Origin of the sequence: Bradyrhizobium genosp. P (genome assembly GCF_049949265.1) — a bacterium.
Lineage (GTDB): Bacteria > Pseudomonadota > Alphaproteobacteria > Rhizobiales > Xanthobacteraceae > Bradyrhizobium.
This window is the reverse complement of record NZ_CP188195.1, coordinates 1,663,089-1,676,571: the sequence shown is the minus strand read 5'-3', so window position 1 is coordinate 1,676,571 and position 13,483 is coordinate 1,663,089. Positions and strand designations below refer to the sequence as shown.

8 protein-coding genes and 3 pseudogenes are annotated in these 13,483 nt (G+C 63.1%); 2 read left to right on the top strand and 9 right to left on the bottom strand.

Annotated features, from left to right (window positions below; genetic code table 11):
- Positions 1–43 precede the first annotated feature (43 nt).
- From ACP2YO_RS08130 to ACP2YO_RS08090, 9 genes and pseudogenes are all read right to left on the bottom strand, one after another.
- Complete coding sequence (locus tag ACP2YO_RS08130; protein ID WP_426440408.1) at positions 44–2,269, bottom strand: molybdopterin cofactor-binding domain-containing protein; 2,226 nt, start codon at positions 2,267–2,269, stop codon at positions 44–46.
- The gene (locus ACP2YO_RS08125) at positions 2,266–2,712 is read right to left on the bottom strand and encodes a (2Fe-2S)-binding protein (protein ID WP_426440407.1); all 447 of its coding nucleotides are present in this window, start codon (positions 2,710–2,712) and stop codon (positions 2,266–2,268) included. Before ACP2YO_RS08125 ends, ACP2YO_RS08130 begins: the two co-directional genes overlap by 4 nt.
- A gap of 156 nt (positions 2,713–2,868) precedes the next feature.
- Positions 2,869–3,782, bottom strand: a pseudogene (locus ACP2YO_RS08120) (hydroxymethylglutaryl-CoA lyase).
- A gap of 8 nt (positions 3,783–3,790) precedes the next feature.
- Positions 3,791–5,797, bottom strand: coding sequence for an acetyl/propionyl/methylcrotonyl-CoA carboxylase subunit alpha (locus ACP2YO_RS08115; protein WP_426440406.1), 2,007 nt, complete (start codon positions 5,795–5,797; stop codon positions 3,791–3,793).
- A 2-nt stretch (positions 5,798–5,799) separates the two neighbouring features.
- Positions 5,800–7,404, bottom strand: coding sequence for a carboxyl transferase domain-containing protein (locus tag ACP2YO_RS08110; protein ID WP_426440405.1), 1,605 nt, complete (start codon positions 7,402–7,404; stop codon positions 5,800–5,802).
- An 89-nt stretch (positions 7,405–7,493) separates the two neighbouring features.
- The gene (locus ACP2YO_RS08105; RefSeq protein WP_426440404.1) at positions 7,494–7,919 is read right to left on the bottom strand and encodes a DoxX family protein; all 426 of its coding nucleotides are present in this window, start codon (positions 7,917–7,919) and stop codon (positions 7,494–7,496) included.
- A 24-nt stretch (positions 7,920–7,943) separates the two neighbouring features.
- Complete coding sequence (locus tag ACP2YO_RS08100; RefSeq protein ID WP_426440403.1) at positions 7,944–8,642, bottom strand: pirin family protein; 699 nt, start codon at positions 8,640–8,642, stop codon at positions 7,944–7,946.
- Between the two features lie 124 nt (positions 8,643–8,766).
- On the bottom strand, positions 8,767–9,666 hold the full coding sequence (locus tag ACP2YO_RS08095) for a LysR family transcriptional regulator (protein ID WP_426440402.1): 900 nt from the start codon (positions 9,664–9,666) through the stop codon (positions 8,767–8,769).
- Positions 9,667–10,074: 408 nt separating this feature from the next.
- A pseudogene (locus ACP2YO_RS08090) lies at positions 10,075–11,453 on the bottom strand (ISL3 family transposase); the annotation flags it as partial.
- Between the two features lie 134 nt (positions 11,454–11,587).
- Here ACP2YO_RS08090 and ACP2YO_RS08085 point away from each other — a divergent pair.
- Both ACP2YO_RS08085 and ACP2YO_RS08080 read left to right on the top strand, forming a co-directional pair.
- Positions 11,588–12,034: pseudogene (locus ACP2YO_RS08085) on the top strand (IS110 family transposase); the annotation flags it as partial.
- A 307-nt stretch (positions 12,035–12,341) separates the two neighbouring features.
- Positions 12,342–13,445, top strand: coding sequence for an alkene reductase (locus tag ACP2YO_RS08080; protein WP_426440401.1), 1,104 nt, complete (start codon positions 12,342–12,344; stop codon positions 13,443–13,445).
- Positions 13,446–13,483: the final 38 nt, after the last annotated feature.

Below are 13,483 nucleotides of genomic sequence, written 5' to 3'. Positions count from 1 at the left end.
CCCGGGCCAGGCGGCCGAGCTGGCCCTCAAGCCGCGAGGACGATCAGGACAGCGATGCCTTCACGCGTTCAGGCGTCATGGGAAGCTCGCGCAGCCGGCGTCCGGTGGCATGGGCGAAAGCATTTGCCAGGGCCGACGACGTCGGAGGAAGAGAGCCTTCGCCGGCGCCAAGCGAGGGATCGCTGCGCTCCATCAAAACGACGTCGATGCTGGGAACTTCGGAAAACGTGAGGATGGGATATCCCGACCAATCCCGGCTCGTGATCTCCCGTCTGTCGAAACCGACCTGCTCTTTCAGAGTGAGACTGACCGCCTGGACGATCCCGCCTTCGAGCTGATTCCTCGCTCCGTCCGGATTGACGACGAGCCCGATATCGCCCGCCAGCACAACCCGGGGGACCTTGATGACACCCGTGTTGCGGTCGACTTCCACGTCGACCACCGCGGCCGCGTACATCCCGATGCTTTTGTATCGGCAAAAGGCCAGGCCGCGTCCATGTTGGCCGTCACCCTTCTGGCCGGGAATCCAACCCGCCTTGTCCGCGGCAGCCTGAAGCACAGCCCGGGCTCGGGGATCCTTCAGATGCATGAGCCGGAACGACAACGGATCGACGCCGGCAACGCCGGCGAGCTCGTCCATAAAAGATTCGATCGCGAAAATATTTCCGTGAGATCCCAGCGTTCGGAAAGATCCGTTTCGGACCGGCGCATCGAGAAGGAGATGGTTTCGGATCTGCTTCCTCGGCAGTTCGTAGTACGGGACCGCGTTGCGGTCTCCGTCGCCGTACGGCTGAGGAATATGTGGCGCGGGAGATTTTACGAAGGGCGTGCTCAAATCCCAGGCCGCGAGAAGATTCACGCCACCGGCTTGACCCGGCCGCATGGCGTGGCTGTTGCTCCAAAGATCGTACGACCAATCGACGATCTTTCCGTCAGGTGCAAGCGCCGCCTCGACCCTCATCGCCATTGCGGGGCCGAAAGGCTCCCAGGCGAACTCGTCATCGCGCATCCACTGCAGCTTGATGGGCGCGCCCGCGACGGCACGGGCCACCAGAGCGGCGTCCAGAGCCGCGTCGTCCGCACCGTTTTGGCCGTAACATCCCGCTCCCGGGGTGTGAATGACATCGACCTGAGCGTCATTCATTCCCAGCACCTTGGCCAGATCTCCCCTCAGGGGAAAGGCGCCTTGGGTGTGGGACCATACCGTCATGCGACCGTCTTTCAGCCACGCGACCGAGCAAGAGGGCCCGATCGAGGCATGGGACAAGTAGGAGCGGGTATACTCGCCGCTCACTTTCTTGATCTGGTCCGGCACCGGCTCGGACTGACCGGCGGTGCCCACGACAATGGTCTCCGCACGAAGCTTCTTCAACTCTCCGGGCAAATCGGCAATATCCGGAAGCGGCACCGCGTCGTCGCTCCAGCGCGCCGCCGAGGCGAAGGCATTGCGGGCGGCGATCGCCTGCTCTTCGCGCTTTGCGGCAACCGCAAGGAAATTACCGTCGCGAACCACCGCGACCACGCCGGGAAGCGATCGAACCGCGGCTTCGTCGATCGAGAGCAGTTTCGCCCCGTAGCGCGGTGGACGCACGACCCTCGCAAAGACCATCCCCGGCAGCCTCATATCCTGGATATAGGACGGCGCACCGGTCAGCTTTCCGGGGAGGTCGATCCGGTGAATCGATTTGCCGACGATGGAATAGTCGCTCGGCTTCTTTGGCGGTGCTGCGCCTGTGATGTCTCCCTTCAATAGGCCGGGATCGGCGCTTGCGACGTCCCAGAAGGTCGCACGCTTGCCGTCCGGAGAAGCGATGACGCCGGCCTTGATCTGCAGATCCTCCGGGCGGACGCCGAACCGCCGTGCCGCCGCGGCAAGTAGAATGCCCCGCGCCTGAGCGCTTGCCGCTCGAATAGCGCTTCCGCCTTGCTCGACCGATTGACTGCCGAAGGTGTATTGCTCATCGGGGCCACGCGACGTGTCGGCGGAGATCATGCGGATCTTGTCGAACCCGACGTCGAGTTCTTCCGCCGCAACCTGCGCCAACGCCGTGAGGATCCCCTGGCCAAGCTCGGCCTTGCCGGTGAATATGATCACCGTTTCGTCCGGCTCCAATCGAATCCATCCCTCCAGCTTTCGGTTGTTACGCAAGCTGAACGGCAATGCTCCGGACGCCTCACCAAATGCCGCAGCGGGCGCCAGGACGAACGAGGCCACGACGATACCAAGCGACTGCGTGAAGCGTCGGCGGGATAGACCTTTGTCCGTCATTTCGCGCGCTCCGCTGCAGCGCGGCGAACGGCGCGCACCACCCGATTCTGGACGCCGCACCGACAGAGCTGGTCCTCGAGGGCGCCCCTGATGTCTTCCTCGCTGGGAACCGGATTGCGGTCCAGCAAAGCCTTCGCGGCCATGATCATGCCGTTGGAACAGTAACCGCACTGAGCGGCCTGCTCATCGATAAACGATTTCTGCAAAGGGTGAGGCTTCTGCGCGGTCCCCAGTCCTTCGAGGGTGATGACCTTGTCTTCACCGACGTCCCGCAGGGCAATCGAGCATGTCCGCGTGAGTTTCCCGCCCACGATGGCGGCGCAGGCACCGCACTGCCCGAGACCACAGCCGAACTTGGGGCCGTTTAATCCGAGATCGTTCCGCAGCACATACAGCAGCGGGGTATCCGGCGCGGCCTCCACCAGATGCAGTTCGCCGTTCACCGCAATTCGATGCGACATCCTTCACCCACAAACCTGGAGACGATCCATCCGACGGTCGAAAAGAACGATTTGCCGGCCAACTGCCGCGGTCGCCTCGCGAGTTAAAACGTTATCCGGCCCAACCACTAGCGCATGAAACTGGAACACGGCGTCCCGCTACGTGAACGATCGAAAGCCCCTCTTCGCATTCAGCGCCGCGGCGACACGGCTCGCCGGCGCGCGCCCGAGCAACCGGCTGACCTCATTCGTCGCCGCCAGCAGCTTCGCGATGTCGACCCCGGTTTTGATCCCCATACCCTCGAGCATGTAGACCACATCCTCGGTCGCGACATTGCCGGTGGCGCCGGGCGCGTAGGGGCAGCCGCCGCGAGGCCGCTGGCGGCGGAATCGATGACACGTGCGCCCTCCTCCATACCGGCATAGAGATTGGCGAGCGCCTGGCCGTAGGTGTCATGGAAATGCATGGCGAGCCTGGCCATCGGCACATACCCGCCGACGGCGCGCAGCATGTCCCTAGCCTTTGTCGGCGTGCCGACGCCGATGGTGTCGCCAAGCGAGATTTCGTAACAGCCGAGATCCCACATGGTCTTGGCGACGTTGGCCACCGCCTTCGGCTCGATCTCACCGTCGAATGGGCAACCGAGCACGCAAGAGACATACCCGCGCACTTTGACGCCATCGGATTTGGCTCGGCCCATCACCGGTTTGAAGCGTTCGATCGACTCGGCGATCGAGCAGTTGATGTTGGCGCGGGAAAACCCTTCGGACGCCGCCGCGAACACCGAGACCACTTTGGCGCCGGAAGCACGCGCGGCCTCGTAGCCCTTCTCGTTCGGCACCAGCACATGGAATTCGCCGGGCAGATGATTGACATCGCGCAGCACCTCGTCGGAGCCGACCATTTGCGGGATCGCCTTTGGCGACACGAAGGCGCCGACCTCGATGGTGTTCAGGCCGGCATCGAGCAGCTTTTCGATAAAAGCTATGCGGTCTGCGGCGCTGAGCCGGGTCTTCTCGTCCCGCAGCCCATCACGCGGCCCCATTTCGATGATGCTTACGGTGTCGCTCATGCCTCACCTCACGCTGACGCAGGCTCGATCTCGGCCAGTTCGACACCCTCCTGCACGATATCGCCGACCTTGCACTTGATCTTCTTCAGAACACCCGCAAATGGCGCGCGCAGCGTCTGCTCCATCTTCATGACTTCCAGGGTGAGGATCGGCGCGCCTTTTTCTAGCACGGCTCCCTCTTCGGCGAGCAGCGCCACGACGGTTCCCGGCAAGGGCGCGACGATCTTATCTTCTCGGGACACTTCCTCCGTTTCGCCACCGAACTGGTCGACCCAATGCAGCTCGAAGCGTCCGTTGCGGGTGCGCAGGTCAAGTTCGTGGCCTTCAACGACGGCAACGACGCGGGATTTCACGCCGGCCAGCGTCACATCGAAGCCGCCCGCTTCCGACGCCTTTGACGCAAACGCGATGTCCCGATTGTCGACCGTCAGCGTCGACGGGCCTCCGCCATAGTATAATGTCACCTTCTTCTCAGCACCCTCCCCCGCTCGAAACGCAAATACCCGTTCGCGCCGACCGACCGACATCCAGCCAAAGGTCCGCCAGGGCGAACGCGCTTCACCTTGCGCAGCGCTCGCCTCCTCACCAAGGATCGCCGCGACCGCCGCGGCCCATTCGAGATCGCCCGGCGCCGCGGTGGCCGCGGTCAACGTCGTCAATTCACGCTCGATGAAACCGGTATCGATCTTGTTGGCACGCACCTTCGGATGGGTGACCAGCGCCGCCAGGAACGGGGTGTTGGTGACAATCCCGCGGACGTCGGTTTCCTCCAATCCGCGATGGAGGCGATCGATCGCCTCTTCGCGCGACGGCGCCCAGGCGATCACCTTGGCGAGCATCGCGTCGTAGTTGGGCGAGACGTTGTCGCCGCTGCGATAGCCGGCGTCAATGCGCAAGCCGTCGCCTTCGGCCGGCGTCCGCCAGGTCTTGATCCGGCCGACCGACGGCATGAAGTTCTTCTGCGGGTTTTCGGCGTAGACCCGCGCCTCGATCGCATGGCCGTCGAGCTTGATCTCGTTCTGCTTCAATGGAAGCGCCTCGCCGAAGGCGACGCGCAATTGCCACGCGACGAGATCGACGCCGGTGATCAACTCGGTGACGGGATGCTCGACCTGCAGGCGCGTGTTCATCTCGATGAAGAACACGTCCTTGCCGTCGGACACGAACTCGATGGTGCCGGCACCGACATAGTTGACCGCGCTGGCCGCCTTGCGCGCAGCTTCGCACACGGCATCGCGCTGCGCGGACGTCAGCGTCGGCGATGGCGCCTCCTCGATTACCTTCTGATGCCGCCGCTGCAGCGTGCACTCGCGTTCCCAGAGCGAGAGCAGGTTGCCGTGGCTGTCACCGATGATCTGCACCTCGATATGCCGGGGATTCTGCACGTATTTCTCGATCAGCATACGGTCGTCGCCGAAAGCCGCCGCGGCCTCGCGCTTGGCGCCGACAATCGCAGCCGACAGTTCGGTGGCCGAATTGACCACGCGCATGCCGCGGCCGCCGCCGCCGGCAGAGGCTTTGACCAGCACCGGGAAGCCAATCCGGTTGGCGGCCTCGGCCAGAGTAGCCTCGTCCTGCGCCTCGCCGTGATAGCCCGGCACCAGCGGCACGCCGGCCCTTTCCATCAACGCTTTCGAGCCGGACTTCGAGCCCATCGCCGTCATCATCGCGGCGGTCGGGCCGACAAACACGAGACCCGCCGTCGCGCAGGCCTGCGCGAACTCCGCGTTCTCGGACAGGAAGCCGTAACCGGGATGCACGGCCTCGGCACCGGTCCGACGTGCGGCGTCGATCACCCGCTCGATATTGAGATAGCTGTCGCGGGCGCGTGCGGGCCCGAGCAGCGCCGCATCATCCGCCATGGCGACGTGCATGGCGTCCTGGTCGGCTTCGGAATAGACCGCAACGGTGCGCAGGCCCATCGCACGCGCGGTGCGGATCACGCGAACTGCGATCTCGCCGCGATTGGCGATCAGGAGCGTATGAAAGCGGCGGTACAGATTTGCGCGGTCCATCATCACATCCTGAACAGGCCGAATGTCGTGTGCTCGACCGGCGCGTTCGATGCCGCCGACAGACCGAGCCCGAGCACGAGCCGCGTATCCGCAGGATCGATGACACCGTCGTCCCACAGCCGCGCCGTCGCGTAATAGGGGCTGCCCTGGCTCTCGTATTGCGCGCGGATGGGTGCGCGGAACTTCTCTTCCTCGCCCGCCGGCCAGCTTTCGCCCCTGGCCTCGATATTGTCGCGGCGCACTTGACTGAGCACCATCGACGCCTGCTCGCCGCCCATCACGGAAATGCGGGCATTCGGCCACATCCAGAGGAACCGCGGGCTGTAGGCGCGCCCGCACATGCCGTAATTGCCGGCGCCGTAGGAGCCGCCGATCACGACCGTGAATTTCGGCACGCCGGCGGTCGCGACCGCGGTCACCAGCTTGGCGCCGTCGCGCGCGATGCCGCCGGCCTCGTACTTCTTGCCGACCATGAAACCGGTGATGTTCTGCAGGAACACCAGCGGTATGCCGCGCTGACAGCACAGTTCAATGAAATGTGCGCCTTTCAGCGAGCTCTCGCTGAAGAGAATGCCGTTGTTGGCGATGATGCCGACCGGATAGCCCCAGATATGAGCGAAGCCGCAGATCAGCGTGGTGCCGTAGAGCTTCTTGAACTCGTCGAATTCGGAGCCGTCGACGATCCGCGCGATGATGTCATGGACGTCGAACGGCTTGCGGCCGTCGGCGGAAACCACACCGTAGATTTCCTCGGCCGGAAACAGCGGCTCCCGCGGCGTGCGCATGTTGAGCGCCGCGCGGGTCGGCGGCTTCAGCGTGCCGACGATGCGCCGCGCGATCCCGATCGCGTGGGCATCGTTCTGGGCGTAGTGATCGGTCACGCCTGACTGTCGGGAGTGGACATCGGCGCCGCCGAGTTCCTCGGCCGTGACGACCTCGCCGGTTGCCGCCTTCACCAGCGGCGGCCCACCCAGAAAGATGGTGCCTTGATTGCGGACGATGATGCTCTCGTCCGACATCGCGGGCACATAGGCGCCGCCGGCGGTACAGGAGCCCATCACCATCGCAATCTGCGGAATGCCCTGCGCAGACATCTGCGCCTGGTTGTAGAAGATGCGGCCGAAGTGCCGTTCATCGGGAAAGATCTCGTCCTGCAGCGGCAGGAACGCGCCACCGGAATCCACCATGTAGACGCAGGGCAGATTGTTCTGCCGCGCGATGTCCTGGGCGCGCAGGTGCTTCTTCACCGTCATCGGGTAGTACGTGCCGCCCTTGATGGTGGCGTCGTTGGCGACGATGATGCATTCGCGCTCCGAGATGCGCCCAACGCCGGTCACGACGCTTGCCGAATGCACGTCACCGCCATAGAGGCCGTTGGCGGCGAGCGGCGACAATTCCAGGAATGCGGTGCCGGGATCGACGAGCAGATCGACGCGCTGACGCACCAGCATCTTGCCGCGGGAGGTGTGCCGCGCCCGCGACGCCTTGCCGCCCCCGCCCGAAACTTCCTTCAACTTGCCGCGCAACTCGGCGACGAGGATGCGCATGGCCTCCGCATTGCGCGCGAAATCGGTCGACGAAACATCAAGACTCGACTGGATTTTCATAGTCCCCCCTGCCAGCGGTGCGGTGGACGTCTCGCGACGTCCACGACCGACGGGCTATAGCTGCCCCATGGCGACGCGGGCCGCGCGGCTCAGCGAGCCGGTGCGGCGTTCGCAACGGTCCCCTGCCCCTTCGAGAGGCGATTGTCGAGGCTGATTGCGCCCGCACCGAAGGCTGCAATCTGAAGCAGGCCCCCCGCCATCATGACGTTCTTGAGAAAGTGGATCATCTGATTCTGATCGGCGAAGTTGGTGTGAAACGCCATACCCGTCGCAATGCAGAACAAGGCCAGCACTGCTGCGACGGGGCGAACCTGATACCCTGCGATCAGCAGCAGTCCGCCGCCCAGTTCGAGGACGACGGCCACGGCATAAGCCAGCGGCGGCGCCGGCAGGCCCACCGCGGCAATCATTGCGGTCGTCTTGCCGTAAGCGGCGAGCTTGCCAAAACCGCTCATGGCGAACGGAAGGCCGATCAGCAGACGGCCCAGGAACGGAAGATAGCGGGTAGCGTCCATAGCATTATTCCTTCTGGTGTGAGTTCAGGCGGCGTCGACGAGAATGAATTCGGCATTCTCCTCGGCCGTGATGGTGAGTTCGGGTTCGTCGATGGCGGCAATGCCGTCACCGACAGCAACCCGCTGCCCATTGACGAGGATCACACCCTGGGTAGGGGCAAGATAGGCGTGTCGGAATCGCGCCGGCGTGTGGGTGAGCGTGGTGCCGGCAAGAAGCGTGGCGCCCATAACCCGCGCATCGGCGCGTATCAGAAGGGCATCGGCCGTCTCCGGATCTCCGCTCGCCAGTTCGATGAGGCGTCCGGCGCGATCCGCTTTGGGGAATTTGCGACTGTCCCAGCGCGGCGCCCCGCCGCGATGGCGCGGGAGCAACCAGATCTGGAAGAGCTTGAGGGGGTCTTCGTCGCGATTGTGCTCGGAATGGCTGATTCCGGTTCCAGCACTCATGACCTGGACGTCGCCGGCCACGGTCCGACCGACATTGCCGGTGTTATCTTCATGCGTCACCGCGCCTTGGCGAACATAGGTGACGATTTCCATGTCGGCATGGGAGTGACGGCCAAAGCCGGTGCCGGGCGCGATCTCGTCGTCGTTCCAGACCACGAGGGGGCCGAGGGGGCTATTCGCCCCATTGCCGCCGGCCGAAACGACGAAGTGATGGCGCGCCTTTAGCCAGCCGCGATCACCGTGATCGAGCGTTTCTTTGGATCGGAGTTGCAACATAGCCATTCCTCGACTTCGGACTTAGTGGGTGTCAACTAACTATGGGGCCTAACCGATGGGCTGATTAGTCGGTGGATCATGGACACGTCGTTCTATCTGGTGAACGAGCGGCCGGCTGCCCGTTCTACGAGACGGTCGACGATCTCAAGGCTGCGGCCGCGAAGTCGATGACCGCTCGAACACTTGGCAGCATGCCGCGACGCGAGGCAAAGACGAGGTGCAGGATGCCGTCGATGCCGCTCCATTCCGGCAGCACCCGGACAAGCGCACCGGCATCGAGCGCCTCCTGGCAATTCTTGGCTGGTAACAGCGTAATTCCGGCGCCCTGGCGCGCGGCCGCCATCAAAATTTCGAAGCTGCCGCTCGCAAGACGTGGCTCGACCGGTACGCTACTGATATCGCCGTTTTCGGCCGTCAGATGCCAGGTGCCGCCGCCCTGCTCTTCCTGGTACAAGATGGGGAAGTTGGCGAGGTCCGAAGGCGACATCGGAACACCCGCCGCCGCGAGCAGGTCCGGGCTCGCGACAAGGATGCGTCGGCTTGTGCCGATTCGCTTGACTTGCATGTCGGCGTCGGTGTCGAGACGTTCCCGAACACGGATCGCAACGTCGACCCCTTCGTGGATAAGGTCAACCCGACGATTGGTTGCGATGCACTGAAGCCGTAGTTGTGGATGGGCGGCAAGGAAGCCCGGTAAGGGGCCGGCGATCGCGCCCTGAAGGCCTAGCGGGCAGCTCAGCCTAACGAGCCCGCGAGGTTCGGCCTGCATTCTAAGTGCGGCCTCCTCGGCGGCCTCGGCCTCGATGACCGCCGCCCGTGCATGTTCGAATACCTGTTGACCGACCTGGGTCAAACCAAGGCCTCGCGTCGTTCGATCGAGAAGGCGCACTTCGAGGCGCTCCTCCAACAGCGCGACGCGCCGACTGATGCGTGATTTGGGCAGGCCCAGTGCACGAGCGGCAGCAGAGAACCCGTGATGAGCCACGACGGCTACAAAAAACTGGAGATCGTTGAAGTCGCGCATCGCTGTTTCCCCGCCTGGTGGCGTCTTTCGATGATTACCAGCGACGAACCCGTTGAAGTCCCCGACGTGGACAGAATTTAACGGACGAAGCCGCACTGGGCACTATCAAGCCGGATGCGTTTCGGACCCCTGCTCAATTATACTTTACAAACGGATAATATAATAGCCATGTGAGTGCCATCAGAAACAAAGTCAGGCGCGGAACGGCTCGCCCTCCCCGCGGAAAGGCTCCAGATGCCGCGCATGATTTGAAGGGCAGTCCTGTTCAATGCCGCGCCCCGCAGCTCCCAATGAGTGGTCATAGAGGCCGGATCAACGTGACTGCGCGGCCGTATTAGCCACGCATAGAATCCACCCGGCGAGACACCGAGCGCCCCGCACAACCGTTCCGCCGGCCAGATCCCCCGGTGCTACGAGACTGGCGCGGGCTCGCTCGATCCATGGGGCAAATCCCGCCTCAACCTTGCGCCGGACCATCAAGTGGAATTCAGCGATAATCTCGCGCGCCTCGACCAGCGTTGGTGCGCCAGATTCGATCGCCGCGATCGTGACGGTCTCCGCTTTCGTAAGCAAGTCCCGCCCGATTGTCATGAGACGCGCGATCGTCCTGGCCGACGGGATCCGCTGAAGGTTTGCGCGTCGGTCTTTCGGCTCTGCGCCTGCGGGTCGCCCACTCGCTGATGACGCGGAGCGAGCCTCGAAAGCCACGCGCTGTTAAGCGGTGCCAAAGTTCAGCTCCATTGCGGCAGCCGGACGCCCATTGATCGTCGAGCCATGGCAAGTGCAGATCCAACGAACTTTGCCTGGTTCGGAAGACGTCGTGGCGTTCGCCGCGGACCACCTGCCGCACCAGCTTCCTGCTATGGCCAGTCTGACGCACGATCTGCTTGATTGGTATGCCGTTCTTCGACAAAGCCAGGACAGCCGCGTGGTCTCCTCGCGACGTAGATAGCCCTCATACTGGAGGCGCTCGGCGACCGTGAGCAGCTTAGGATCGATCGTGGTCGCACCGATGACGATCCGTATCTGGCACATCGATTTGCGCACGACATCGAGGAAGGCCCGACTGGCGTTCTCCATCAGATGCCAACGATCGGCGACCTGTACCGCGTGCGGCAGCGCTTTTCCCGTGGCTTCGCCATATCCTCCACCACGATCACGGGCGACAATCGCGATCGTGGGATGAGCAATAGCCAGGCATGGGCGGTCGCTGGTTCACGATCCGGCAGCAGGGTGACCACCCGGCGCCTGGCCAGGTTGCAGACGATGCTCGCGTATCGGTGATTGCGCCGCCAGGCCTAGTCATCAATCCCGATAACCCTGAGCGGGTCAGCTGGGGGACGGCTACGGCGCCGAACTACCCGAAGAAGCGTATCCTTGCTCACCGGCAGCATTAGCCGCTTTGCAAAGCCCGCTGCCGGGCGACCGCCCAGCGCCAGACCGAGGTGATGGACGATCGAGTCCAGGCTTGCCGTCCGTCGCGCCGATGGCGCCAGTACCCCTTCGGCGAAGCGCTCGGTGAAGATTCGGCGCCCGCACAGGGCGGCATCGCCGCGGAAGCGGCGGGCGATTACCAGGAGCTGGACGATCCATCCCGAGAGCGGCAGATCGGTCACGCGTCGCCGATACCGGCTATGGGCACGTCGGGAAACCGTTCCGCACGATGGACACAGACCAACACTTCCCGACACCCGGACCTCAATAACGGCCTTATCACCTTCGAAGTATGCACTCCCTACAACAAACCCACTCGGCACCAGATTGGAGCGCTGGAGTGCCTGCTGCATGGCGCTGATTCTCCCCTAATCAAGAGATCCTCCAAACTGCATCAAAAGTGATGGTGTGGAACGGCCCTTCGAACCGGCATCAAAAGTGCCTAACGTGGTCGCTTCGAGAAGCGCCACAAAGGAAGGACCGTTCCATGGAAAAAATTACCACGGTGGGTTTGGATTTGGCTAAGTCGATCTTTCAAGTTCACGGCGTTGCCGAAAACGGTCAGATCTTGATTCGCCGCTCATTGCGACGATCGCAAGTGCTGGCTTTCTTTCGAGCGCTCCCTGCCTGCTTGGTAGGGTATGGAAGCTTGTGCGAGTGCTCATCACTAGGCGCGCGAGATCGCAGCACTCGGACACGTGGTCCGCATGATGCCGCCAGCCCATGTAAAGCCCTACGTCAAACGCAACAAGACCGACGCGGCGGATGCGGAAGCCATTTGTGAGGCGGTCACCCGTCCGACAATGCGCTTCGTACCGGTAAAGACCGCCGAACAACGAGCAGCCGGCATGATTTTGCGAACGCGATAGATGCTGATGAGGCAGCGCAGCCAGACGGCAAATGCCTGCGCGCACATATGGCTGAATTGGGTATTGAAGACGCTTGCATCGACTCCCAAATCGATGTCGGTCGGATCGTGGCCGCCGACGCCTTGTATTCGAGCGTGCGACTTTTGCGCAGGCCACCCTGAACGAATTGCCGATCGAGATAGCCTTTGTCCCATCCCGCAAACACGCGCATTGCGCCCTTTCGCCGATCTTAATACGGCTTCCCGAAGTACGGACAACGTTCCGCCGGAAGCCGCGCGCTCACTCAAAAACTGAATAACTTATAGTCGATTACTCGCGCTACCGGACGGCCCGGGGATTTCCGATGTTCCGCTCATCAACGGAGCCCGGCAGATGCTAGACAATAAACGGTCCGACCTGTTCTCATCCTACGCCCTGGCCAGCGGAATCGAACTCAAGAACCGCGTCGTGATGGCGCCTATGACGCGAGGGCGCGCCCGCAACCAGGGCCTCGTCCCGACCGACCTCCACGTCGAATATTACCGGCAGCGCGCCAGCGCGGGCCTCATCATCACTGAAGCCACATGGGTCAACCCTGACGCAATCGGCTTCATCAACGTTCCAGGCATCTACACGCTCGAGCAAGTGGACGGCTGGAAGGCAGTCACGGATGCCGTGCACGCCGAAGGAGGCCGCATCTACCTGCAGATCGCGCATTCCGGCTCCGTGTCCCATCCCGACTTTTTCGACGGCAAGCCGCCGCTGGCACCGTCGGCCGTGAATCCCGGCCTGAAGGCGTTCACGCCCGAGGGCTTCAAGGACACCGTGACACCGCGCGAAATGTCCCTTGCACAGATCAAGATGACGATCTCCGACTATGCCGTAGCCGCGAAGAACGCGAAGGCCGCCGGCTTCGACGGCGTCGAGCTCCACTCGGGGACAACCTACCTGCTTCCGCAGTTCCTTAACAGCAAACTCAACGTCCGGACCGACGCGTACGGCGGCAGTCCGGAAAACCGCTCCAGAATCGTGATCGAGGCGCTCGAGGCGATGATCACCGAATGGGGTCCCGGTCGGGTCGGCGTCAAGCTCAGTCCGACAATGGCAATGGGCGGCTTCGGTCCGACGGACCAGACGATATCGACCTACAAACACTTGGCGGGGCGCCTGAACGACCTTCCGCTGTCGCACGTGCAGTTGGTCAAGGCACCGAACGATCTCTCGGGAACGCCGATCGAGGCGATCCAGGACACCATCGCCTATTTCCGTCCACTCATCAAAGGGACGCTGATCGCGAATTTCGGCTACGACAAGCCGAAGGCCAGTGCTGCTCTGACGGCGAACGAGGCCGACCTGATCTCGTTCGCCAATTTCTTCATCGGCAATCCGGATCTCGTCCGGCGCCTGCGTGACGACATTCCCCTCAGCCCGTCCAACCGCGACTTGTACTACCAGGGAGGCGCCGAAGGCTACACCGATTACCCGCTGGCGCCGTGAGCGCTCCAACCTCCCCGCCCCAACCTCCCCGCCCCAAC